The organism is Streptantibioticus ferralitis (genome assembly GCF_029223525.1).
Lineage (GTDB): Bacteria > Actinomycetota > Actinomycetes > Streptomycetales > Streptomycetaceae > Streptantibioticus_A > Streptantibioticus_A ferralitis.
Genome location: NZ_JARHTQ010000013.1, coordinates 44,727 through 68,552 on the forward strand (window position 1 = coordinate 44,727; position 23,826 = coordinate 68,552).

The 23,826-nt window shown below is 70.0% G+C and carries 24 protein-coding genes and 1 pseudogene; 15 read left to right on the forward strand and 10 right to left on the reverse strand.

Annotation, left to right across the window (positions count from 1 at the left end):
* Positions 1-53 precede the first annotated feature (53 nt).
* On the reverse strand, positions 54-1,349 hold the full coding sequence (locus P2L57_RS20585) for a deoxyguanosinetriphosphate triphosphohydrolase (protein ID WP_275816630.1): 1,296 nt from the start codon (positions 1,347-1,349) through the stop codon (positions 54-56).
* Between the two features lie 68 nt (positions 1,350-1,417).
* Positions 1,418-1,594, reverse strand: coding sequence for a hypothetical protein (locus P2L57_RS20590; protein WP_275816632.1), 177 nt, complete (start codon positions 1,592-1,594; stop codon positions 1,418-1,420).
* A 153-nt stretch (positions 1,595-1,747) separates the two neighbouring features.
* Between P2L57_RS20590 and P2L57_RS20595 the strand changes: the two genes are divergently transcribed.
* Positions 1,748-2,095, forward strand: a complete 348-nt coding sequence (locus tag P2L57_RS20595; RefSeq protein WP_275816634.1) for a CU044_2847 family protein — start codon at positions 1,748-1,750, stop codon at positions 2,093-2,095.
* Between the two features lie 80 nt (positions 2,096-2,175).
* Here the strand turns inward: P2L57_RS20595 and P2L57_RS20600 are convergent, their stop codons facing one another.
* Entirely contained in the window at positions 2,176-2,622 is a 447-nt protein-coding gene (locus P2L57_RS20600; protein WP_275816636.1) for a gamma-glutamylcyclotransferase family protein, read from the reverse strand.
* Between the two features lie 90 nt (positions 2,623-2,712).
* On the opposite strand from P2L57_RS20600, the gene P2L57_RS20605 reads away from it, so the two are divergent.
* Positions 2,713-3,426, forward strand: coding sequence for a SanA/YdcF family protein (locus P2L57_RS20605; RefSeq protein ID WP_275816638.1), 714 nt, complete (start codon positions 2,713-2,715; stop codon positions 3,424-3,426).
* Between the two features lie 63 nt (positions 3,427-3,489).
* Here the strand turns inward: P2L57_RS20605 and P2L57_RS20610 are convergent, their stop codons facing one another.
* Both P2L57_RS20610 and P2L57_RS20615 read right to left on the reverse strand, forming a co-directional pair.
* Complete coding sequence (locus tag P2L57_RS20610; protein ID WP_275816640.1) at positions 3,490-3,654, reverse strand: hypothetical protein; 165 nt, start codon at positions 3,652-3,654, stop codon at positions 3,490-3,492.
* 32 nt (positions 3,655-3,686) lie between these two features.
* The gene (locus P2L57_RS20615) at positions 3,687-4,298 is read right to left on the reverse strand and encodes a DedA family protein (protein WP_275816642.1); all 612 of its coding nucleotides are present in this window, start codon (positions 4,296-4,298) and stop codon (positions 3,687-3,689) included.
* 212 nt (positions 4,299-4,510) lie between these two features.
* On the opposite strand from P2L57_RS20615, the gene P2L57_RS20620 reads away from it, so the two are divergent.
* Positions 4,511-4,900, forward strand: coding sequence for a rodlin (locus P2L57_RS20620; RefSeq protein ID WP_275816644.1), 390 nt, complete (start codon positions 4,511-4,513; stop codon positions 4,898-4,900).
* A gap of 100 nt (positions 4,901-5,000) precedes the next feature.
* On the opposite strand, the gene P2L57_RS20625 is transcribed toward P2L57_RS20620, so the two are convergent.
* Positions 5,001-5,273 (reverse strand): hypothetical protein, encoded by a 273-nt coding sequence (locus P2L57_RS20625; RefSeq protein WP_275816646.1) that lies wholly within the window; start codon positions 5,271-5,273, stop codon positions 5,001-5,003.
* Between the two features lie 145 nt (positions 5,274-5,418).
* Here P2L57_RS20625 and P2L57_RS20630 point away from each other — a divergent pair, with 145 nt between their 5' ends.
* Complete coding sequence (locus P2L57_RS20630) at positions 5,419-5,808, forward strand: rodlin (protein ID WP_275816648.1); 390 nt, start codon at positions 5,419-5,421, stop codon at positions 5,806-5,808.
* Between the two features lie 149 nt (positions 5,809-5,957).
* On the opposite strand, the gene P2L57_RS20635 is transcribed toward P2L57_RS20630, so the two are convergent.
* Positions 5,958-7,109, reverse strand: coding sequence for an alpha/beta hydrolase (locus tag P2L57_RS20635; protein ID WP_275816650.1), 1,152 nt, complete (start codon positions 7,107-7,109; stop codon positions 5,958-5,960).
* Positions 7,110-7,429: 320 nt separating this feature from the next.
* On the opposite strand from P2L57_RS20635, the pseudogene P2L57_RS20640 reads away from it, so the two are divergent.
* A pseudogene (locus tag P2L57_RS20640) lies at positions 7,430-7,717 on the forward strand (MgtC/SapB family protein); the annotation flags it as partial.
* Between the two features lie 83 nt (positions 7,718-7,800).
* Here P2L57_RS20640 and P2L57_RS40265 read toward each other — a convergent pair.
* On the reverse strand, positions 7,801-8,370 hold the full coding sequence (locus tag P2L57_RS40265) for a CGNR zinc finger domain-containing protein (protein WP_275816653.1): 570 nt from the start codon (positions 8,368-8,370) through the stop codon (positions 7,801-7,803).
* A gap of 107 nt (positions 8,371-8,477) precedes the next feature.
* Here P2L57_RS40265 and P2L57_RS20650 point away from each other — a divergent pair, with 107 nt between their 5' ends.
* The 10 genes from P2L57_RS20650 (at position 8,478) to P2L57_RS20695 (ending at position 19,174) form a co-directional block, all read left to right on the forward strand.
* Positions 8,478-9,431, forward strand: coding sequence for a phosphotriesterase family protein (locus tag P2L57_RS20650; protein WP_275816655.1), 954 nt, complete (start codon positions 8,478-8,480; stop codon positions 9,429-9,431).
* 56 nt (positions 9,432-9,487) lie between these two features.
* Entirely contained in the window at positions 9,488-10,792 is a 1,305-nt protein-coding gene (locus P2L57_RS20655; RefSeq protein ID WP_275816657.1) for an ABC transporter substrate-binding protein, read from the forward strand.
* 4 nt (positions 10,793-10,796) lie between these two features.
* The gene (locus P2L57_RS20660; protein ID WP_275816659.1) at positions 10,797-11,711 is read left to right on the forward strand and encodes a carbohydrate ABC transporter permease; all 915 of its coding nucleotides are present in this window, start codon (positions 10,797-10,799) and stop codon (positions 11,709-11,711) included.
* Complete coding sequence (locus P2L57_RS20665) at positions 11,711-12,547, forward strand: carbohydrate ABC transporter permease (RefSeq protein WP_275816661.1); 837 nt, start codon at positions 11,711-11,713, stop codon at positions 12,545-12,547. Before P2L57_RS20660 ends, P2L57_RS20665 begins: the two co-directional genes overlap by 1 nt.
* Before the next feature lie 75 nt (positions 12,548-12,622).
* The gene (locus tag P2L57_RS20670; protein WP_275816663.1) at positions 12,623-13,555 is read left to right on the forward strand and encodes an oxidoreductase; all 933 of its coding nucleotides are present in this window, start codon (positions 12,623-12,625) and stop codon (positions 13,553-13,555) included.
* A 177-nt stretch (positions 13,556-13,732) separates the two neighbouring features.
* On the forward strand, positions 13,733-14,254 hold the full coding sequence (locus P2L57_RS20675; RefSeq protein ID WP_275816665.1) for a toxin-antitoxin system HicB family antitoxin: 522 nt from the start codon (positions 13,733-13,735) through the stop codon (positions 14,252-14,254).
* A gap of 81 nt (positions 14,255-14,335) precedes the next feature.
* Positions 14,336-15,193: a DUF4097 family beta strand repeat-containing protein gene (locus tag P2L57_RS20680; protein ID WP_275816667.1), complete on the forward strand. Its 858-nt coding sequence runs from the start codon at positions 14,336-14,338 to the stop codon at positions 15,191-15,193.
* Positions 15,194-15,274: 81 nt separating this feature from the next.
* The gene (locus tag P2L57_RS20685) at positions 15,275-16,267 is read left to right on the forward strand and encodes an ATP-binding cassette domain-containing protein (RefSeq protein WP_275816870.1); all 993 of its coding nucleotides are present in this window, start codon (positions 15,275-15,277) and stop codon (positions 16,265-16,267) included.
* Positions 16,264-17,046: an ABC transporter permease gene (locus P2L57_RS20690; RefSeq protein WP_275816669.1), complete on the forward strand. Its 783-nt coding sequence runs from the start codon at positions 16,264-16,266 to the stop codon at positions 17,044-17,046. Before P2L57_RS20685 ends, P2L57_RS20690 begins: the two co-directional genes overlap by 4 nt.
* Positions 17,047-17,329: 283 nt before the next feature.
* Positions 17,330-19,174 (forward strand): APC family permease, encoded by a 1,845-nt coding sequence (locus tag P2L57_RS20695; RefSeq protein WP_372515812.1) that lies wholly within the window; start codon positions 17,330-17,332, stop codon positions 19,172-19,174.
* Positions 19,175-19,547: 373 nt separating this feature from the next.
* On the opposite strand, the gene ppdK is transcribed toward P2L57_RS20695, so the two are convergent.
* Both ppdK and dusB read right to left on the reverse strand, forming a co-directional pair.
* The gene (ppdK, locus tag P2L57_RS20700) at positions 19,548-22,316 is read right to left on the reverse strand and encodes a pyruvate, phosphate dikinase (RefSeq protein ID WP_372515813.1); all 2,769 of its coding nucleotides are present in this window, start codon (positions 22,314-22,316) and stop codon (positions 19,548-19,550) included.
* A 380-nt stretch (positions 22,317-22,696) separates the two neighbouring features.
* The gene (dusB, locus tag P2L57_RS20705) at positions 22,697-23,824 is read right to left on the reverse strand and encodes a tRNA dihydrouridine synthase DusB (RefSeq protein WP_275816675.1); all 1,128 of its coding nucleotides are present in this window, start codon (positions 23,822-23,824) and stop codon (positions 22,697-22,699) included.
* Positions 23,825-23,826 lie beyond the last annotated feature (2 nt).

Here is a 23,826-nt window from a genome sequence, read left to right on the forward strand (position 1 = left end):
GTCGCGCGACTGCCGCCGCCCGCGGTGGCCGGGCGGGGTCCGCCGGAAGGGCGCTACGCCGCCAGTCGGTGGTGTAGGGCGAGGGCCGCGCTGTCGGTCAGGGAGGCGATCTGGTCGATGACCACCCGCAGCCGGGCGCGGTCGTCGTCCGCCGTCTCGTACATCCCGCGGAACTGCGGGTCGAGGCCCTCGGGCGCCCTGGCCACCAGGGCCTCGGCCAACTCCGCGATGACGACGCGCTGCTCGGCCCGGCGCTTGGCCTGGTCGGCGCGTTGTATCACATACCGGTCGGCCACCGCCTTCAGCACGGCGCACTCCAGCCGTACGCGCCGGGGCACGACGAGCTGCGCCGCGTACCGGGTGAGGCGTCCGGGGCCGTAGGCGTCCCGGGTGGCCCGCTCGGCCGCCAGGCAGAAGCGGCCGATGAGCTGCGAGGTGGCGTCCTTCAACCGGGCCTGCGCGAGAGCGGATCCGTCGTAGCCGTGCGGCCACCACTCCTGGTCGAGCAACCGCTCCAGCGCTTCGGCCAGTTCGCCCGGCTCGGCGTCCGGCGCGTAGCGGCCTGTGGCGACCGTGTAGATCTCCTGCCGCTCGGGCTCGGCGAGCAGCAGATTCGGGTCGAGGTGCCCGGCCATCAGCCCGTCCTCGACATCGTGGACGGAGTACGCCACATCGTCCGACCAGTCCATGACCTGCGCCTCGAAGCACTGCCGCCCGGCCGGGGCACCGGCGCGCAGCCAGCTGAAGACCGGTTCGTCGTCCTCGTACACGCCGAACTTACGGGACCCCGGGTCCGTGGGGTGGTCGCCATGCCCCCAGGGGTACTTGGTGGCGGCGTCCAGCGCGGCCCGGGTCAGGTTGAGGCCGACGCTGGAGACGCCGCCCGCGCCGTCGGTGGTGAACCGCTTGGGCTCGATCCGGGTGAGCAGCCGCAGCGACTGCGCGTTGCCCTCGAAGCCGCCGCACTCCTTGGCCACTTCGGCGAGCACCTGCTCCCCGTTGTGCCCGAACGGCGGATGGCCGAGGTCGTGGGCCAGGCACGCGGTCTCCACCAGATCGGCGTCACAGCCGAGCGCCGCCCCCAACTCCCGGCCCACCTGGGCGCATTCGAGGGAGTGCGTCAGCCGGGTGCGCGGACTGGTGTTGACCTCGGGCATGGCCGCACCCGGGTCGACCACCTGGGTCTTGCCCGCGAGCCGCCGCAGCGCGGCGGAGTGCAGCACCCGGGCGCGGTCCCGCTGGAAGGCGGTGCGGCCCGGCCGCTTGTCCGGCTCGGGCACCCAGCGCTCGGTGGCCGCTTCGTCGTACGGGGCGCCAGCGGCTGCTGTCAACGGGTGGTTCCAGTCCATACTGCGACGGTAGCCGCAGGCACCGACAGCCGCGCCCGCGCATCGCCCCCGTTGCCCCGGATCATGCCTCAGGCGGCCCGGCGGGGCTCGTCGGGCCCGGTTCCGCGCCGACCGGGCGGGGCTATCCGGGTCAGCTGCGCGCTGAGCTGCTGGGTCACCAAGGACATGAGCTGCGCCGTACTGTCGAACACACCGTCGAAATCGAAGTCGGGACCGGACTCGGGCTCGGGCGTCGCATCCGTCATGGATCAAGTCTTGCGGCGGCGAATTGCGCCCTCGTTGCGACGGCGTATCGTCCGGTTCACCGCTGGTCGGCGCCAGGGCGAAGCGCCGCTTGCCGGACGGGAGTTGGGAATTGCCGCTACGTTGGATATCCGGTCGTAGCGCAGGAGGTCGCGATGGGGCAACTGACCCGGATTCCGCTCGACGGGGGCGGCGTGATCGTGGTCGAGACCGACGAGGGGCCGGACGGCGGTGACGACGAGAACCGGCGGGCCCGGGTGAGCCGCGGCCAGGACGCCGCACGGCAGACCGCGGAGACCCTGCAGAGCACTCTGGCGCGCGTACAGCCCGCGCTGACCGCGGTGGTGGGCCAGGTACGGGCGCTGGCGCAGCCGCCGGACAAGGTGAGCGTGGAGTTCGGTATCAAGATCACCGCGGAGGCCGGGGCGGTGATCGCCCGTGCGGCGACCGAGGCCAACTTCACCGTCAAGGCGGAGTGGTCCCGCGAGCAGTCGCGGGAGTAGCGCGCTCTCGCCCCCTGCGCCTTCCGGGGCCCGGGCCACCAGCCGCCGCGTTCCTCCGGCGGCCGCCCGGTCCCGGTTCCTCACTCGTGCCCCCGGCCCCCGGATCCGCGACGGCTCTTCCAGTCACCGCCGGGGATGCGCACGCCGTTGGCGCGCAGGATTCGCGTGGTCGCGGTCGCGGCGAGGTACACCCAGGCCCGCCGGACACCCCCGGCCGCCGGCCGCACCTCGCGCACGACGCGCTCGTAGAGATTGCCGGGCGCGCCCGGGACGTACTCCTCAAGCCGGTCCAGATCGGCCAGCACCGCCTCGTACGCCTCGGGCCGTGGATCGATCAGTTCACCGTGGATCTCGCCGCCGCCCGGGTCGTCCACGGCGTACGGGTACCCGGGCCCCTGGTACAGCAGCGCACCGGCGAGCACGGCGGGCGTCTGGGCGGCGGTGCGGCCGCGCAGCAGGCGCGGATGGTTGGCCTCGCCGGGACGCAGCGTGCCGTACACGAAAACGGGCAGGCGGCCGACGACCATGATCCATCATCATGCCATCGCGGGAACCGGCCCGCCGGCGAACGCGTCGATGATCTGCGGTGGGCGAGACGACGGGGGATGACGGGGATCATGGGGATGCGGTCGCGGATCCGGCGGGGCATACGGGCGGTGCTGCCGAGGACGCGCAGGGGCCGGCGGCGCACCGTCCAACTGACCGCCGCCGCCTGTACGTTGGCGCTGCTGCCCGCCACCTGGATGTACGCGCAGGCCGCGCCCCGGGTGCGCGATGTCGCCGATGTCCCGGCGGCGCCCGTCGCCGTGGTCTTCGGCGCGGGTCTGGTGAACGGCACGCCGTCGCCGTACCTCGCCCACCGGCTGGCGGCCGCCGCGCAGCTGTACCGGGCCCACAAGGTCAACGCCCTGCTGGTCACCGGCGACAACGGCCGCGTCGACTACAACGAGCCCGGGGCGATGCGCACCTACCTGGTGCGGCACGGCGTCCCGTCCGACCGCGTGGTGCTCGACTACGCGGGCTTCGACACCTGGGACTCCTGCGCCCGCGCCAAGCGGATCTTCGGGGTCGACCGGGCCATCCTGATCAGCCAGGCCTTCCACATCCGCCGCGCGCTGGACCTGTGCCAGGCGGCGGGCATCTCCGCGTACGGCGTCGGGCTGGCCGAGACGCACGACGCCACCTGGTACTACGGCGGGGTACGGGAGGTGGCGGCGGCGTCGAAGGCGGCCTACAACGTGCTGCTGCACCCCGACCCGAGCCTGCTCGGCCCGAAGGACCACGGGGTCACGGAGGCGCTGCGCGCGGCGAATACGGGGGCGCGGCGGTAGCGACGCCCCCGGGACGACCCCGGGACGACCAGGGGAGACGCCCGCAGCCCGGCGGCGAAGACCTCAGCGCAGCAGGAAAAAGAGGAAGACGACCACCGCCAGGGTCACCGGAGCCCCGATGACGAGCATCGGGCCCACCCACGGCCGGTCCAGTGGATCCGGCGGTGGCGGCGCGTACGGCGCGATGGTGACCAGCGGCTCCTCGGGTTCCTCTGCCTCAGACGCCACCCGAGGATCCTACTTGTCCGACCGGCGGTGGCTCAGGACCGCCCACGGTCCTGCGCGCGGCGCCTGCGGACCAGGACGAGCAGACCGGCGATCACCAGCACCGCCACCACTGCGGCGATGACGTAGCTCGGTCCGTGGAAGTCGTCGGCGACCGTCTGCCAGTTGCGGCCCACCGCGTAGCCGACGATGCCGAGCGCCGCGGTCCAGGGGATGCAGCCCGCGACGGTGTAGAGGCCGAAGCGGCCCGCCGGCATGTTCGCGAAGCCCGCGGGCAGCGAGATGAAGGTGCGGATGACCGGCAGCATCCTGCCGAAGAAGACGGCCGCGGAGCCGTACCCTTCGAACCAGCGCGTGGCCCGGTCGATGTCCTCGTCCTTCAGCCACAGGTAGCGGCCCCAGCGGTGCAGCGCCGCGTGCCCGCCGTACCGGCCGACCGCCCAGGCGAGGTAGCTGCCGACGACGTTGCCCACCACACCGGCGGCGATCACGCCGACCAGGTTGGGATGGCTGCCCGGAACCGCACCGGCGGCCAGCGCGCCGCCCATCAGCATGATCAGCTCGGACGGGATCGGGACGCAGGCCGACTCGGCGACCATGAGGACGAAGACCGCGAGGTAGCCGAAGGTCGCGATGAAGTTCTGCACGGCCGCCACCCTAGCCGATGCGTCTACAGATACGTAGACGCTGGATGGGGACAAAACGCGAACACGGTAGCCGATTACATTGCAGGAATTACGCGCCCCGATGGCGCATGGAATTGATCCAGGCGAGTGAACGATAGGAACTTCCCCTTGCGCCGGGAGTTGTGCAGTCTGCTCCGGTAGTGGGGCGCTCCAGGATCGGAAGGAAAACTCGCGTGATCAAGAAGATTCTCGCTACAGCTGCGGTGGTCACTTCCATCGTCGGCGTCTCGGCCGCCCCGGCCATGGCGATCGGCAACGACCACGGCGGCAACGCCGCCAACGGCAATGGCTCGGAGCAGAGGTACGGGAACACCACCACCGGCGGCTACATGAGCCCCCAGATCGGTCTGATCCAGGGTTCGCTCAACAAGCCGTGCATCGCTGTTCCGATCAAGGACGTCCAGGTCCAGGCCGCCGCGGCGATCGGGCTGCAGAACATCCTGTCGCAGAACGGCGAACAGACGTGCGCCGAGAACTCGAGCTTCGAGCAGGGCGACGCCCCGCTGTCGCACATCCTGGACAACATCCCGATTCTGTCCGGGAACGGCGCGGCCAACCACTGACCGCCATCCCGAGAAACCGCCCAGCCGTCGGCCTTCCGCCGACGGCTGGGGGCTCCCGCTTCCGAACACGCGACAACCACGAAATCGCCCATTGAGCGGATTAGCCACAGCCTCCACGGACCCGGATCCATGCCTGCGGCGACCGCGGGGCCGACACCTGCCGGGCGTTCACGGCAAGCTGCTTGTCCAGCCAGGGTATTACTTCCGGATACTCGGCACGCCAGGTATCGAAATGGCGGCCACCCTCGTCGCGGATCAATGCGTCAATCCTGGTCGGCACCTTGGCCTTTGGCGCGAACTCCATGGTGAGGCGAAAGTTCCCCTCCCCCTTCTTGCTGCCGGCGAGCGACAGCGAGGGGGGACGCGAACACATCAGCCCATTCCATTGCGACAATTTCACACGCTGGCGGCGCGTGGAATTGATCCAGGCGAGTGAACGATAGGAACTTCCCCTTGCGGTGGGAGTTGTGCAGTCTGCTCCGGTAGTGGGGCGCTCCAGGATCGGAAGGAAAACTCGCGTGATCAAGAAGATTCTCGCTACAGCTGCGGTGGTCACTTCCATCGTCGGCGTCTCGGCCGGGCCCGCGATGGCCATCGGCGACGACCACGGCGGCAACGCCGCCAACGGCAACGGGTCGGAGCAGCGGTACGGGAACACCACCACCGGCGGCTACATGAGCCCCCAGATCGGTCTGGTCCAGGGCACGCTCAACAAGCCGTGCGTCGCTGTTCCGATCAAGGACGTCCAGGTCGTCGCCGGCTTGGCGCTCGGGGTGCAGGACCTCCTGGCGCAGAACGGCGAACAGACGTGCGCCGAGAACTCGAGCTTCGAGCAGGGCGACGCCCCGCTGTCGCACATCCTGGACAACATCCCGGTTCTGTCCGGGAACGGCGTGGGCAACCACTGACCGCCATCCCGAGGAGCCCCCAGCCGCCGGTCTTCCACCGGCGACTGGGGGCTTCTGTTTCCCAGGACTCGATGACCACGCGATTACCCAATAAGCGAATGAGCCGCGACGCCGTCCACGGACCGGGGACTAGGGACTAGGGCTGGGGACTAGGGCTGGGGTGACTGCGGGGCCGGTGCCTGCTGGGAATTCGCCGAGAGCCGCTTGTCCAGCCAGAGAATTACCTCCGGGTACTCGGCGCTCCAGGTCTTGAAGTTGTGGCCGCCCTCGTCGCGGATCAGCGTGTCGATCCTGGTGGGCGCCTTGGCGCTGGAGACGAACCGCATGGTGGGGCCGTAGTTGTCCTCGCCCTTCTTGCTGCTGGTCAGCAGGAGCGAGACCGGCGGCGCGGGCATGTGCTCCATCCGCCAGATCAGGTCGTTCTCCTTCTTCACCTGGGCGCTGCCCGCGTAGAGGTCGCCGGTGTCCCGGTCCTGACGGGCGAAGTAGTCGCCGGACAGGCTCGCTCCCGCGCCGTAGCGGGTGGGGTTGGTGATGGGGAACTTCAACGCGCAGTAGCCGCCGGTGGAGTCACCGACGGCGCCCCAGGAGCCGGGGGTGTCGGCGGAACGGTACTGGCTGGCGATGGCCGACGGCAGGTCCTGGTTGAAGAAGGTCAGCGCCTGCGGACCGCCGGGCACATCGGTGCAGTTGGTGTCCCGGCCGGGCACGATGGCCGGACGCACCATCACATAGATGGTCGGCTTGATCTTCTTGGCCACGATGTCGTCGGAGACGGTCCGCGGGATCTTCAGACCGGTGATCAGGTTCTTCGCCACGCCCGGGTAGCCGGTGAGGGCGACGACGACCGGGAACTTGTCCTTCTCGTGGCCCTTCTGGAAGTACTGCGGCGGCAGGTAGACGAAGCCGTCGGTGGTCAGTCCGGAGGACGGGCCGCGGAAGGTGACCTCCTCGACCTCGCCTGCCTTGGTCTTGCCGCCCTTGAGCCCCGCGTCGGTCTTGCCCTTGACGGTGAGGGTGACCGGACGACCGTCGTTGGTGTGGCCCGCGTCCATGATCTGCTGGCCGTCGGGGTTGCCGAGCAGGTCGTTCCACGAGGAGTAGAAGCCGAAGTTGTTGTTGGCCGCGACCAGGACCACGCACAGGATGGCACCCTGCGTCGCCGCGATCAGCCCGAGGCGGCCGAGCCACGGCACCGGGCCCTTCCTCGCGGCGCGCGGCCACAGCCATAGCGCCACGGCGACCACCGCTACCGCGATGATCACCAGCACTATGAAGAACACATTGGACGTGAGTCCCACGGTCGTCGCTCTCTCTTCAGGCTTCAGGCAGTCCTTCTCAAGAGAGGAGACGGAAATCCGTTCGGATTGGTTTACTCAGCTTTGCAGCCAGCCTTCCCCACCTTTACGGCCCGTCCCGCCCATGGCCCATAGATCTCCCCACTTCAGACATATCCGACATCATCTGGAGTCTTCCCGATCATCTGGGGCCCGGCACCCCGGGGTTGTGCCCGAACGGGCCGAACGAGCGCATCTGCGGGCCGTCGGAGTCGGGGTCCACCTGATCACATGTCAGCGGCCGGGGATGGGCTCGATGGGACAGCCTCGGTTGAGAGGTGACCGTGCAGCCGATCGCACTGCCGCTGGGGGATCCGGGCACAGGGCAGGGCCTGCGGCAGCTGACCGAGCTGGGGCTCGCCCTGATGCCGGCCGCACCGATCGGCCTGGAGCGCGCGATCCGGCAGAAGAGCGCCGGGTCGCGGACCCATACGCCGGCCGGGGTGGGCAGCGCGCTGTTCATGGATGTCTCCCAGCACGGCCTCAACGGTGCCCTCGGCTTTGACCACGTCTCCTTCGCCCCCTCCCGGGTGGCCGCGCAGATCATCTCCGGCATCGACTTCATCGGCGGCACCATCTGGCCTCGGAGTTGGCGGAGCTGCCGGGCGTCGTCAGCATCTGGTCGCCAGCGGCCGCCGCCACGGACCGGCCGCGGTCAGCCCTCTTCCGCCGCCTTCCTGCGGGCCCGCAGCGCCCGTACCCGGCCGCGGCTCGCGCAGGCGGGCGCGGGGCACCAGCGGCGCCGCCCACCGGGGTTGGCGAACACCGCACGGCAGTCGTGCTCACCGCACAGCGCGAGCGTGCCGCGCTCCGGTCCGGTGAGGTGGTCCACCGCCTGCCGGGCGATCCGGGCCAGCGCCGCCCCGGCGTCCGGCGGCGGTTCACGCGAGAGCCGCTCGGCGGCCCGCAGTCGCACCGGATCGGGCCGCCCGGCGAGGAACTCCTCCAGCCGCGCCGCCACCTCCGCCGGCGGCCGGTCGCCCGTCACGGTCGCCATGGCGAGCGCCCGCAGCGCCTCCCGCAGCCGCCGCGCCGCCGCCACGTCCCGCGCGGTCGGCGGCGTCACGGGCGCCAGCTCGCACCGTTCCAACCACTCCCGCAGCCGTTCCGCGGTGGCGATCCGCTCCACCGATCGGTCACTGAACGTCCGCCCGCTGGTGGCCAGCAGGTTGAGCCAGGTAGCGCCGCAGTCGAGCCGGAAGGCGAGCGATCCCTCATCGTCCACCGAAAAATCGTAACGCCTGAGCCGTTACCCCTTGATAGCGTGTAACGGTCTGAGCGTTACGCCGCCCGGGGGTGTCCCGGCCATTCGCCATTCGATCGGAGCGCCCGATGGAGCAGACCACCCAGGCAGCCGCCGTCCGTACCGTGCTCGGCGACATCCCCGCCGCCGAGCTGGGCGTCTGCGACGCCCATGACCATCTGTTCTTCCGCAGTCCGCTGCTGCCCGGTCAGGAGCTGACCGACCCGCTGGCGGCGACCCGGGAGTTGCGGGCCTTCCGCGAGCTGGGCGGGCGGGCGGTCGTGCAGTGGTCGCCGTTCGGCACCGGCCGCCGCACCGACGCGCTCCCCCGGGTCTCCCGCGACGCCGGCGTACATGTCATCGCGGCGACCGGTCTGCACCAGGCCGCCCACTGCACGCCCGGCGTACTGGACCGCGTCATGGACCGACTGGCCGAGCTCTTCGTCGCCGAACTGACCGAGGGGGTACGCCAGGACGAGGACCCGGACGGCCCCGCCGAGCCGGTCAGGGCAGGACTGATCAAGGTGGCGGGCGCCTTCCACGGCCTCGACACGCACGCCCGGCGGGTGATGGCGGCGGCGGCCGAGGCGCACCACGCGACCGGCGCGCCGATCGCCGTGCACCACGAACTCGGCACCGCGCCGCTGGACGTACTCGGCCTGCTCTGCGGCGAGTTGGAGGTGCCCGCGGCCAAGGTGGTCCTCGGCCATCTGAACCGCTCGCCCGATCTGCGCGTCCATCGAGAGGCGGCGCGATCCGGCGCCTTCCTCGCCTTTGACGGGCCGTCGCGGGCCAACCACGCGACGGACTGGCGGCTGTTCGACGCGCTGGTGGCGCTGGCCGAGGCAGGCCACACGGACCAGGTGCTGATCGGCGGCGACACCACGACCGCCGCGGCGCGGGCCGCCACCGGGGGCGGTCCCGGCATCCCGTTCCTGCTGCGCGTGCTCCGGCCGCGCATCGCCCGTGAGTTGGGCGAGCAGAGCGCTGACGCGTTCTTCGTCGCCAACCCGGCCCGGGCCTTCGCGACGCACTGGCACTGAGCCATTTCACGCATTCGCAATGCACGTTACACGCACCCGGACGATACTTCTTGACCATGTCGGAGCCGCAGCACAGCACGCTTCCCATGCTCTCCCGGCGCCGTCTGCTCGGTCTGAGCGGCGGCCTCGCACTCACCGGCGCGCTCGCCGCCGCCTGCGGGTCGAACACCGGCCGCGGCGGCGGGAGTTCCGGTGGTGGCGGACCGGCGCTGTCGCAGTGGTACCACCAGTACGGCGAGGCGGGCACCGAACAGGCGGTGCAGCGGTACGCGGCCGCGTACCGGCAGGCCAGGGTCACGGTGCAGTGGCGGCCCGGCGACTACGACCAGCAGACCGCCGCCGCCCTGCTCACCGACGCCGGACCTGATGTCTTCGAGGTCAACGGGCCTTCCATCGACCAGATCCAGGGCGGTCAGGTCGCCGATCTCACCGAGCAGATCAAGAACGCCCGCGCCGACTTCAATCCCGCGGTCCTGGCCCCGAAGACGTACCAGGGCAGGGTCTACGGCATTCCGCAGGTCATCGACATGCAGTTGCTCTACTACCGCAGGAGCCTGCTGGACAGGGCGGGGGTGCGACCGCCGCAGACGCTCGACGAGTTGGTCGACGCGGCACGCAGACTGACCACCAAGGACACCAAGGGCCTCTTCCTCGGCAACGACGGCGGCGCCGGTGTGCTCGGCCAGGGCGGCCTTCCGCTGTTCGCGGCCGGGCTGCAACTCGTCACCGACGACGGAAGGACCGGCTTCGACGACCCGGCCGCCGCCCAGACCCTGGGCAAGCTGCACACCCTGTACGCCAGCGGGTCACTGCTGCTCGGCGCGCCCGCGGACTGGTCCGATCCCTCGGCGTTCACCCAGGGTCTGACCGCGATGCAGTGGTCCGGCCTGTGGGCGCTGCCGCAGATCAGCAAGGCGCTCGGCGACGACTTCGGCGTGCTGCCGTTCCCCAGGGACGGTTCGGCGGGGCGCCCTGCCGTACCGGTGGGCGCTTACGCCTCGTCGGTCAGCGCCCGCGGCAAGCACATCGACGCGGCCAAGGCGTACGCGAAGTGGCTGTGGGTGGACCGCACCGAATACCAGGGGGACTTCGCGCTCTCCTACGGATTCCACATCCCGGCCCGGATCTCGCTGGCGAAGAAGGCGGCGAAGCTGCGCTCCGGCCCGGCGGCCGACGCGGTGCGCTTCAGCACCGACCACGGGCACGCCCTTCCGCTGCTGTGGACGCCCAAGTCGCAGGTGGCGCTGGAGGACGCGGTCAGCCGGATCATCAAGGACGGCGCAGACCCGGCGGCGCAGGTCAAAGCGGCGGTGGCGACGGCGAACGCCGAACTCCAGCGCGTCCGCCGGAAGACGGGCTGAACCGGTGCTGTCCCGGCTGCTCGGACCGCAGCGGCGGTATCTGTGGTTCTGGGTGTTCACCGGCCCCTTTGTCATCGGGCTGGCGGTGTTCGCGTACATCCCGCTGCTGTGGAGCATCGGGCTCAGCTTCTTCGACGCCCACAACACGGTGACGCCCACGCACTTCGTCGGCTTCGCCAACTACGGCTCAATGCTGTCCGATACGGCCTTCACCTCCAGCCTGGCCACCTTCGCGGTCTTCTCGCTGTTCATCGTCCCCGCGACCTACGCGCTCTCGCTCGCCCTGGCGCTGATGGTCAACCGGCTGCGGTTCGCCCGCGCCTTCTTCCGCTCGGTGTTCTTCCTGCCCACCGCCTGCTCCTATGTCGTCGCCTCGATGATCTGGAAGCTGTCGGTCTTCAACGGGGTGCGGTTCGGGCTGGCGAACACCGTGCTGGGCTGGTTCGGCGCGGATCCGGCCGCCTGGCTGTCGACCACGCGTCCGCCCTGGTACTGGGTGGTGATCGTGACCGTACGGCTGTGGCTTCAGGCCGGTTTCTACCTGGTGCTGTTCCTGGCCGGGCTGCAGCGCATTCCGGGCACCCTGTACGAGGCGGCGGCGGTGGACGGCGCCCGGCCCGGCTGGCAGGTCTTCCGGCACATCACCTTCCCTCAGCTGCGGGCCACTTCGGTGGCGGTGCTGCTGTTGCTGGTGATCAACGCGTTCCAGGCGTTCGACGAGTTCTACAACCTGCTGTCCACCGCGCGCGGCTACCCGCCGTACGCCCGGCCGCCGCTGGTCTACCTGTACTACGTGGCCCTGGGGCAGGGGCAGGACCTCGGTCTTGGCAGCGCGGGCGCGGTGATCCTCGCCCTGATCATCGCCGTGGTCACGGTGGTGCAGGCCCGCTGGTTCGGTCTCGGCCGCAAGGAGGCGTGATGGACACCGGGTTGCGCGGGCTCGCGCGGGCCCTGCGGCTGGTCATCCTGGTCGCGCTCGCGGTGCTGTTCCTGGTCCCCTTCTACCTTCTGGTACGCAACGGCCTGGCCACCGAGTCCGACATCACCGCCCCCAACTGGACCTTCTTCCCACGGCACCTGCAGTGGGGCAACCTCCGCGAGCTGTTCGACGACCCGTCGGTGCCGATGCTGCACGCGCTGTGGAACTCCGCACAGATCGCGGTGGCGACCACGGCCGGAACACTGCTGCTGGCATCGCTGGCCGGATACGGTCTGGCCCGTATCCCCTACCCATGGGCGGACCAGGTCTTCTACGGGATCCTCGGCACCCTCATGATCCCGTCGGCGGTCACCTTCGTGCCGAGCTTCGTGCTGGTCTCGTCGCTCGGCTGGGTCTCGACGCTGCGCGGGCTGATCGTCCCCACGCTGTTCAGCGCGTTCGCCGCGTTCCTGTTCCGGCAGTACTTCCTGGGGTTTCCGCAGGAGTTGGAGGACGCCGCGCGGGTGGACGGGCTCGGCTACTGGCGTACCTACTGGCGAATCGTGGTGCCGAACTCCGCCCCGGTCTTCGCCGCCGTGGGCACGATCGTCTTCATCGGCTCCTGGAACTCGTTCCTGTGGCCGCTGGTCATCGGCCAGGACCAGCAGTCCTGGACGGTGCAGGTGGCGCTGTCCACGTTCACCACAGGGCAGACCGTCAACCTGCATGAACTGTTCGTCGCTGCGGCCGTGTCGATCCTGCCGCTGCTGGTGGTGTTCGTCGTGCTGCAGCGCTTCATCGTCGCAGGTGTGGAGCGTAGCGGGATCGACGACTGACCGAGCCGGACTTAGGCTGATCATGTCAAAACAGGGTAGGCGCCCGCTAAACCGAGCGAGGAATGGGCTGGTGTCATGGGCTGGACCGCGAACGACATACCCGACCAGACCGGCCGTACCGCAGTGGTCACCGGCGCCAACAGCGGGATCGGCTACTGCGCCGCCCGTGAGCTGGCCCGGCACGGCGCACACGTCCTGCTCGCCTGCCGCAGTGAGCAGCGCGGCAAGGACGCCGTCGACCGGTTGACGTGCGAGGTGCCGTCCGCCCGGGTCACCCACCGCCGTCTGGACCTCGCGGATCTGGCGTCGGTACGCGCGTTCGCCAAGGACTACTCCGAGGACCGGCTCGACCTGCTGGTCAACAACGCGGGCGTGATGGCACTGCCGTATGCCAGGACGATGGACGGCTTCGAGACCCAGTTCGGCGTCAACCACCTCGGCCACTTCGCGCTGACCGGGTTGCTGCTGCCGAAGCTGCTGGCCACCCCGGGCGCCCGCGTGGTGAGCGTCTCCAGCGGTTTGCACGTGATCGGCAACATCGACCCGGGCGACCTCAACAGCGAGCGCAGGTACCGGCGTTGGACCGCCTACGGGCGCTCGAAGAGCGCGAACCTGCTGTTCATCCACGAGTTGGCCCGCCGGTTGCGGGCGGCCGGATCCGATGTGATCGCCGCCGCGGCGCACCCCGGTTACGCGGACACGAATCTGCAGACGGCCGGGCCCAAGTTGGACGACCGCAGGTTCGCGGAGCGGATCGCCCAGCTCGGCAACCAGCTTCTCGCCCAGTCCCCCGTCACGGGCGCGCTGCCGACGCTCTACGCGGCGACCGCCGCGGACGTACGGCCGGATGCGTTCTTCGGTCCCCGGATGCTGTCGGTGTGGGGCGGTCCCGCCAGCTCGTGGCGGGCCCCCTGGACGCTCAACGACGTCGCCGCCGAGCGCCTGTGGACCGCGTCGGAGCAGTTGACCGATGTGCGGTACGCGGGGTTGGCGGCCGTGACCCAGTAGTGGCATCACGTGGTGCCACTAGATGCGCCAGAGAGGCGGAGACTCTACGTGGCACCGCATTGACGCAACTCGACGTCGACACGTTTCCACAGGTCAGAGCCGTCACATTAGCCCTGACCCACAACCGCTCCCGCTACGGGCTTGCATGTGGCGCCACAGTGGTGCCACCATGACGTCATGGACCTCACGCCGTATGTCGACAACCTCCGCCGCGAACTCGCGGTGGCCGCCGAAGCAGGCGGCGAAGAAGCCCGCGAGCTGGCCGAGCGGCTCACCGCTCCCCTGGAGTCGGCGACCCGCCTGACGATGCTCAATGTGCTCTCCGCCGCGATGGACGAGATCACCCGCGAACTCGCCCCGGGCTCGGTCGACGTACGGCTGCGCGGGCTCGACCCCGACTTCGTGGTGACGCGGCCGGCGGGCGACGAGGCGTACGAGGACAGGAGCGGGCCCCCCGAGCCGCTCAAGGCACCGGCCCCGGCCGACGGTGACGACGGCGGCACCGCCCGCGTCAACCTGCGCCTGCCCGCCCACCTCAAGGCGCGCGCCGAGGAGGCCGCGAGCCGCGAGGGCCTGTCGGTCAACGCGTGGCTGGTACGAGCCGTGTCGGCCGCGGTCGACGGCGGCACCCGGTCACGTACGGCGGAGACCCGCACCACCCGCACCGTCGGACAGAGCTTCACGGGCTGGGTGCGCTAGCCGCGCCCCGGCCACCCCACTTCACCCACACCACGTCCCACCAGCAGGGACGCCACGAAGACCCAGGAGGACGGGACAGCTATGCCTTCTTTCGACGCTCCTTTCGACACTCCCGAACCGATCTCGGCCACCGCCCACGTGGAAGCCGGATCCATCCGGTTCATCGCGGCTGACCGTCTCGACACCGTCGTCGAGGTGCAGCCCCGCGACCCGAAGAAGGAACTGGACGTACGGGCAGCCGAGCAGACCGAAGTGCGGTACGCGAGCGGCCTGTTGACCATCAGGACGCCGAAGCAGCGCTACCTCATCGGGCGCACCGGCACCGTCGACGTGACGGTCGAACTGCCCACGGGCTCGCAGGCGGAGATCACCGGCGCCTGGGCCCAGGTGCACGGCGAGGGCCGGCTCGGCGAGGTCCGGGTGAAGATCTCGTCGGGCGACGTCCGCCTCGACACCACCGGGCCGCTGCACCTGACCGCGTCCCACGGCAGCATCACCGTGGACCGCGTCGAGGGGCCCGCCGAGATCACCTCCAGCTCCGGCAGTCTGCGCGTCGGCACCGTCGAGGGCCCGGCCGTCCTGAAGAACTCGCACGGCACCACGTCCGTCGGCGACGCCCTGGGCGATCTGCGGGTGAGCGGCGCCAACGGCGACATCATCATCGAGCACGCCGAGGGCTCGGTCACCGCCACCACCGCACACGGCACCCTGCGCCTCGACGAAGTAGTCCGCGGCACCGCCCAGTTGGAGACCTCCTACGGCGCCATCGAGGTCGGCATCCGCGAGGGCACGGCCGCCTGGCTCGACGTCAGCTCAAGCTCCGGCCAGGTGCACAACTCGCTCACCGCGTCCGAGAGCCCGGAGAAGACCGAGGACACGGTCGAGGTCAGGGCCCGTACTCGCTACGGCAACATCGACATCCGCCGCGCCCGGGCCTGACCCGCCCAATCTCCTTACAACCAAGGCCACTTCACCGCTCACCACGCCTTCGAATGGGAGGACCCCATGCCTTCTTCTGTCATGCCCACACCAAGGCAGCGCAACGGCCGGCAGCGGCCCGTCGCCGTCTCCACCGCCGACCTGCGCAAGTCGTACGGCGACAAGACCGTTCTCGACGGCATCGATCTGCGGATCCCGGCCGGAACCGTGTTCGCGCTGCTCGGGCCGAACGGCGCCGGCAAGACCACCACCGTGCAGATCCTGTCCACGCTCATCTCCGCCGACGGCGGGCAGGCCCAGGTCGCGGGCCACGACGTCGCCACGTCGCCGGACGGGGTGCGCGCCGCGATCGGCGTCACCGGGCAGTTCGCCGCGCTCGACGACCTGCTCACCGCCGAGGAGAACCTGCTCCTCATGGCCGACCTGCTGCGCCTCGGCAAGCGCGAAGGACGCAAGCGGGCCAAGGAGTTGCTGGAGCGGTTCGACATCGCGGACGTCGCGCACAAGCGCGCCGCGTTCTTCTCCGGCGGTATGCGGCGTCGGCTCGACATCGCCATGACGCTGGTCGGCGACCCGAAGGTGATCTTCCTCGACGAGCCGACGACCGGCCTCGACCCGCGCAGCCGCCGCACCATGTGGGAGACCGTGCGCTCACTGGTCGCCGGCGGCGTCACCGTCTTCCTCACCACGCAATACCTGGAGGAGGCCGACCAGTTGGCGGACCGGATCGCGGTGCTCGACGGCGGCCGGATCGTCGCCGAAGGAACCGCCGACGAGCTCAAGGCGCAGATCCCCGGCAGCCATGTACGCCTGCGCTTCACCGACCCCGACGAGTACGAGCGCGCGGCCGCCGTCTTCCCCGGCGCGGTCCGGGGCGACGAGGAGCTCGCTCTGCGCGTCGCGGGCGACGGCGGCCTCGACGCGCTGCGCGCCCTGCTCGACCGGCTCGACGCCGCCGGTATCCGCGCCGCCGACTTCTCCGTGCACACCCCCGACCTCGACGACGTGTTCCTCGCCCTGACCGGCGACGGCAGCACCAACACCGCGCTCCACGTGAAGGAGACCCTGCGATGAGCACCCTCACCTACGCCGTGCACGACTCGATGACGATGCTGCGGCGGAATCTCAAGCACGCGATCCGCTATCCGTCCGTGGGGCTCGGCAGCGCCATGATGCCGATCCTGATGCTGCTGCTGTTCGTGTACGCCTTCGGCGACTCGATCGGCGCCGGCATGGGCGGCGGCCGGGACGCGTATCCGAACTATCTGACGCCCGGCATCCTCATCATGGGGGTGGCCGCCGGCTCGATGTCGACCTCGATCGCGGTCTGCACCGACATGACCGAGGGCATCATCAACCGCTTCCGCACCATGAACATCACGCGCTCGTCGTTCATGACGGGGCATGTCATCGGCAGCGTCATCCAGACGATGGTGAGCGCCGTGCTGGTCGTCGGCGTCGCGCTCGCCGTCGGCTTCCGGTCCGGGGCGACCCCGCTGGAGTGGCTGGCCGCGGCCGGCCTCCTCGCGGCCATCGCCTTCGCGGTGACCTGGCTGTCCGCGGCGCTCGGCCTGATCTCCAAGACCGTCGAGTCGGCGAGCAACAAGCCGTTGCTCGTCCAGTTCCTGCCGTTCCTCGGCTCGGCGTTCGTGCCCGCCCAGTCGATGTCGCCGGGCCTGCGCTGGTTCGCCGAGTACCAGCCGTTCACGCCGATGACCGAGACACTACGCGGCCTGCTGACCGGCACGGCGATCGGCAACGACGGCTGGATCTCGCTCGCCTGGTGCGCCGGTATCGCCCTGGTCGGCTACGTCTGGTCGCGGTCGCTCTTCAACAGCGGCACCACACGCTGAACACCGGAACACACAAGGGCGGGGTGCTCACTCCCTGCCGGTGAGTGAGCACCCCGCCCTTGTGTGTCCGCACTCAGACGTCCCGCACCTTGGTGGGAAGCCGGCGCCAGACGGAATGTCTTGACGGAACTCTGACGAGGCGCGCCCAAAGCGCGGCTCAGGCGTCAAGATCGCGCCAAGACGGCGGCACTGGGTGACAAGAGCGCGCTAGGACCTGCCGTGCGCCCCGGCGCGCACCCGCACGCTGGGATCTCCCGCACGGAGGTACCACAGGATGTCCGCAGTGTCGCAGCCCACAGCGCCAGAATCGCCCGCCGCGACCCGGGAGCAGCCGCCCGATACCGGCGACCGCCACAAGCTCACCGCCCTCGGCGGACTGGCCGCGCTCTCGCTGGACGCGATGGCGTCCGTGGCGTACGGACCCGAGTCGATCGTGCTGGTGCTGGCCGCGGCCGGGGCACACGGTCTGGGGTTCACCCTCCCGGTGACGCTGGCGATCGCGGCGCTGCTCGCGGTGCTGGTCGCCTCGTACCGGCAGGTCATCGCGGCGTTCCCGAACGGTGGCGGGTCCTACGCGGTCGCCAAGACTCATCTGGGGCGCCGTACCAGTCTGGTGGCGGCCGCCTCGCTGATCCTGGACTACGTCCTCAACGTGGCCGTTTCGGTGACCGCCGGTGTGGCGGCGCTCACCTCCGCCTTCCCGTCCCTCTACGGCGACCGGGTGTGGCTGTGCCTCGCGGTGCTCGTCGCGGTCACCGGGGTCAACCTGCGCGGCATCGCCGAGTCCGCGCGGGTGTTCATGATCCCGACCTTGGTCTTCGTCGGGTCGATCCTGGCCCTGATAGTGGCGGGCCTCTTCCGCGACCACCCGGTGAGCACGGCGACGGCCGCCGGGCACAGCTCGGTACTGGCCGGCAACGCCACGACGGTGGGCGCGCTACTGCTGCTGAAGGCGTTCTCCGCCGGGTGCTCCGCACTGACCGGTGTCGAGGCGATCGCCAACGCCGTACCGTCCTTCCGCACACCGAAGGTGAAGCGGGCGCAGCGCACCGAGGTCGCGCTGGGCGCGCTGCTCGGCGTCATGCTGATCGGTCTGTCGGTGCTGATCGGCCGGTTCCATCTGCAGCCGGTGGAGGGGGTCACCGTCCTCGCCCAGCTCGCGGACGCCTCGCTCGGCCACAACTGGGCCTTCTACGTGGTGCAGTTCGCCACGATGATCCTGCTGGCGCTGGCCGCCAACACCTCCTTCGGCGGGCTGCCGGTGCTGATGGCGCTGCTGGCCCGCGACAACCACCTGCCGCATGTCTTCGCGCTGAAGGCCGACCGCCAGGTGCACCGGCACGGCGTGCTGGCGCTGGCGGCCGTCTCGGCGGCACTGCTGGTGTTCTCCGGCGGCGACACCAACACGATCGTGCCGCTGTTCGCCATCGGCGTCTTCGTCGGCTTCACCATCTGCCAGGTGGGCATGGTCATCCACTGGCGCGCGGAGCAGTCCCCCGGCTGGGCCGCCAAGGCCGCGCTCAACGCCTTCGGCGCCGTGCTGACCGGGATCGCCGCGGTCATCGTGACGGCGACCAAGTTCACCGAGGGCGCCTGGATCATCGTGGTCGCGCTGCCGCTGCTGGTGGTGCTCTTCGAACGGATCCACCGGGCGTACGGCCGGATCGGTGAGTCCCTGGGCCTCGGCCGGGTGCCGGAACCGCCGCGCCGCGACCGCTCGTTGGTCATCGTGCCGGTCTCCACACTGTCCCGGCTGACCAGCGAGGCGCTGACGGCGGCCACCTCACTCGGCGACGAGGTGATGGCGGTGACGGTCGCCGCGTCCGACCCGGAGGACCGGGCGCACACCGAGTCGCTCCGACGGGACTGGGACCTGTGGAACCCGGGCGTACCGCTGATCGAACTCCCCTGCCCCCGTCGTGCGTTGGGCCGCCCGGTGACCCAGCTGATCCGCGAGCTGACGGCCGAGCGCCCCGGCACCCGGATCACCGTGATGATCCCGGAGGTCGAGCCCGCCCATGTGTGGCAGCGCCTGCTGCAGAACCAACGCGGCGCGGTCCTGGCCCACGCGGTCCGCAGAGACACCGACGCGGTGATCTGCCGCCTCCGCTTCCGCCTCAACACGTAACGGCACCCACACCCGTGATGGCACGCACCGGGCACCCCCGTTTCCGGCAAGGTGAGCGAGCCGCAGTGACATCAGCGGCCTCCGGCCGCGGAGCGCGCCGCTGCCGAAAGAGACGAAGACACGGGAGCGCGGCGACCGCCCGGCGAGGAGTGTCGGCACAGGGTAAAGCGCCCGGCGGCGAACGAACACAAAAAGGGGGGCGGGGCGGCGCCTTCCGCACAAGGCGCCGCCCCATGTGAGGGTTTCCGGTAGTGGCTTAGGGAGTCGGGCGAATCTCACGGTCGCTGCGGAAGCCTTCTTCCGCAGCGACGGCGCGGACCGGCGGTGTCGAACCGGCCGCAACCAGTCGTCGGAACGCCGCTGAGGCCAAGCCTCAGCGGTGGTCGCTGCCCTCGCTCTGCGACGCGGCGCGGCCCGCCTCCAGACGGGCGACCGGGATGCGGAACGGCGAGCAGGAAACGTAGTCCAGTCCCACCTCGTGGAAGAAGTGGACGGACTCCGGGTCACCGCCGTGCTCACCGCACACCCCGAGCTTGAGGTCGGGACGCGTGGCCCGGCCCGCCTCGACCGCCGACTTCACCAGCGAGCCCACACCATCGCGGTCGATGGTCTCGAACGGGCTGACGCCGAAGATGCCCTTCTCCAGGTACGCGGTGAAGAAGCTGGCCTCGACGTCATCGCGGGAGAAGCCCCACACCGTCTGGGTCAGGTCGTTGGTGCCGAAGGAGAAGAACTCCGCGGCCTCCGCGATCTGCCCGGCGGTGAGCGCGGCGCGCGGCAGCTCGATCATCGTGCCGAGCTTCAGCCCCAGTTCGACGCCGTGCTCGGCCTCCACCTCCGCGATGACCTTCTCCGCGTCCTCGCGAACCAGCTCCAGCTCCTGCACCGTGCCCACCAGCGGGATCATGATCTCCGCGCGCGGGTCGCCGTTCGCCTTGCGGCGCTGGGCCGCGGCCTCCGCGATGGCCCGTACCTGCATGGTGAACAGGCCGGGGATGACCAGGCCGAGCCGCACACCGCGCAGGCCGAGCATCGGGTTCTGCTCATGCAGCCGGTGGACCGCCTGCAGCAGCCGCAGGTCGTTCTCGTGGGACTCCTTGCGCGACTCGGCGAGCGCCACCCGTACCGACAGGTCGGTGATGTCGGGCAGGAACTCGTGCAGCGGCGGGTCCAACAGCCGTACGGTGACCGGCAGTCCGTCCATCGCCTCGAACAGGTCGATGAAGTCCTGGCGCTGGAGCGGCAGTAGGGCTTCGAGTGCGCTGGCGCGCTCGTCGTCGTGGTCGGCGAGGATCAGCCGTTCGACCAGCTCCCGGCGGTCGCCGAGGAACATGTGCTCGGTGCGGCACAGTCCGATGCCCTGCGCGCCGAACCGCCGTGCGCGGGCCGCGTCCTCGGCGTTGTCGGCGTTGGCGCGTACTCGAAGGCGGCGTACCCGGTCCGCGTAGGCCATGATGCGGTGCACGGCCTGGACGAGTTCGTCGGCGTCGTCGGCGCCCGCGTGCATCCGGCCCTCGAAGTACTCCACGACAGGGGACGGCACGACCGGCACCTCGCCGAGGTAGACCTTGCCGGTGGAGCCGTCGATGGAGACCAGGTCGCCCTCCTCGACCACGACGCCGCCGGGAGCGGTCAACCGCCGCCGTTTGGTGTCGACTTCGAGCTCCTCGGCGCCGCACACACAGGTCTTGCCCATGCCGCGGGCGACCACGGCCGCGTGCGAGGTCTTGCCGCCGCGCGAGGTCAGGATGCCCTCGGCGGCGATCATGCCGTTGAGGTCATCGGGGTTGGTCTCCCGGCGGATCAGGATGACCTTCTCGCCCGAGCGGGACCACTTGACGGCGGTGTACGAGTCGAAGACCGCCTTGCCGACCGCCGCGCCCGGCGAGGCCGCGATGCCCCGGCCCAGCTTCTCCGCCTTGGCGCTCTCATCGAAGCGCGGGAACATCAGCTGGGCGAGCTGCGCCCCGTTGACCCGCTGCAGCGCCTCGGCCTCGTCGATCAGCCCCTGGTCCACCAGCTGGGTGGCGATGCGGAACGCGGCGGCGGCGGTGCGCTTGCCCACCCGGGTCTGCAGCATCCACAACTTGCCGCGCTCGATGGTGAACTCGATGTCGCACAGGTCCTTGTAGTGCGTCTCCAGCGTCTCCATGATCTGCATCAGCTGGTCGTACGAGGACTTGTCGATGCGCTCCAGCTCGGAGAGCGGCACGGTGTTGCGGATGCCCGCGACGACGTCCTCGCCCTGCGCGTTCTGCAGGTAGTCGCCGTAGACGCCCTGCTGGCCGCTGGCCGGGTCACGGGTGAAGGCCACACCGGTGCCCGAGTCGGGTCCGAGGTTGCCGAAGACCATCGAGCAGACGTTGACGGCGGTGCCGAGGTCGTGCGGGATGCGCTCCTGGCGGCGGTAGAGCTTGGCGCGCTCGGTGTTCCACGAGTCGAAGACCGCCCTTATGGCGAGGTCCATCTGCTCGCGCGGGTCCTGCGGGAACTCCCGGCCCGCCTCCTTGAGCACGATCTGCTTGAAGTCCTCGACCAGTTGCCGCAGGTCGGCGGCGTCCAGGTCGAGGTCGCTGCCGGCGCCCTTGGCCTGCTTGGCCTCCTCCAGGGCCTCCTCGAACAGATCGCCGTCCACGCCCAGCACCGTCTTGCCGAACATCTGGACAAGGCGGCGGTACGAGTCCCAGGCGAACCGCTCATCGCCCGCCTGGGCGGCGAGGCCGGATACCGAGGTGTCGGACAGGCCGATGTTGAGGACGGTGTCCATCATTCCGGGCATGGAGAACTTCGCTCCGGACCGCACCGACACCAGCAGCGGATCGTCGCTCTGGCCAAGGCGCTTGCCCATCCGCTGCTCCAGTGCGTCGAGGTGCGCGCTCACCTCGTCGCGCAGCTCGGCGGGCTCACTGCCGGAATCCAGGTAGACCTTGCACGCCTCGGTGGTGATGGTGAAGCCGGGCGGTACCGGCAGACCGAGGTTGGTCATCTCGGCCAGATTCGCGCCCTTGCCACCGAGCAGGTCCTTCAGGTCCTTGTTGCCCTCAGTGAAGTCGTAGACGAACTTCCGGGGTGTTTGCTGTAGCGACACGGATCCGACTCCTCGCCCACGGGGGTGTGCCCTGACGGCGGGGAGCGTACCCATCTCCAAGGCGGCGCAGTGCGTCTATGGCCATGTCATATGGGCGTAACCACCCGTCTGCCAGCAGATCCAAAGCGGAATGGCTCATCCGGCCTGGGATCTACACGCGCAGTCCGATCGCTCATCCGTGTTTAATACCTGAACACATGAGCGCGGAAGTCGCGCGTTTAACTTGTCGATGACTACTCAGTGTAGCCCTTACCTCAAGCCGGTGAACCCAACGAGCGTGACACCCGGTGCCATCCATTGGAAACGTAACGACACTCAATGCCACGTCTGCTTGCCGCTCAAATGAGCAGGTGACTAATCATGCGTGGCGAGAATCACGCGCTCGACGCCGCTCGCATCTCACATGCTGGACGCCCGGAACGCCCTGGAAACACTCAGCCGCCGGAAGTGTCCAGTTCCGCGTCAGCACTCACCACGGCGCAGTCGTACGGATCCTTCAGCCAGCCGTCCGGCAGCACCACCCGCTTCGTGCCAGCGGTGCGTCCGCGCGGGCCTTCGGCACCTTCAGGCCACGGCTGATCCAGGTCCACCGCGCTCAGATGATCGTCGAGTTCGGCCAGCGAGGACGACATGGCCAGCCGCTGGCGCATCTGCGAACCGACCGAGAAGCCCTTGGTGTACCAGGCCACGTGCTTACGGAAGTCGATGACGCCGCGCTCCTCGTCGCCCAGCCACTCGGCGAGGAGTTCGGCATGGCGGCGCATGACCAGCGCCACCTCCTTGAACGACGGCCGGGCGCTGTCTCCCCCGCCCTCGAAGGCGTTGACCAGGTCGCCGAACAGCCACGGCCGCCCCAGGCAGCCGCGGCCGACGACCACACCGTCACAGCCGGTCTCGCGCATCATCCGCACCGCGTCGTCCGCGCACCAGATGTCGCCGTTGCCCAGAACCGGGATCTCCGGAACAGCCTCCTTCAGCCGGGCGATGGCCGGCCAGTCGGCGGTGCCGCCGTAGTGCTGCGCCGCCGTACGGCCGTGCAGCGCGACGGCGGTGACGCCCTCCTGCACCGCGATCCGGCCCGCGTCGAGGTAGGTGAGGTGGTCGTCGTCAATGCCCTTGCGCATCTTGATCGTCACCGGCAGCGCGCCCGCGTTGCCCACCGCCTCCCGCAGGATGGCGCGCAGCAGGTTCCGCTTGAACGGCAGGGCCGACCCGCCGCCCTTGCGGGTCACCTTGGGCACCGGGCAGCCGAAGTTGAGGTCGATGTGGTCGGCGAGGTCCTCGTCGACGATCATGCGGACCGCCTTGCCGACGGTCACCGGGTCCACGCCGTACAGCTGGATCGAGCGCGGTCGCTCGGTCTGGTCGAAGTGGATCAGCTGCATGGTCTTGTCGTTCCGCTCGACCAGCGCCCGGGTCGTGATCATCTCGGAGACGAACAGTCCCTTGCCGCCCGAGAACTCCCGGCAGAGCGTACGGAACGGTGCGTTGGTGATCCCCGCCATCGGCGCGAGCACGACGGGCGGCGACACGGTGTGCGGACCGATCTGCAGGTTCGTCATCG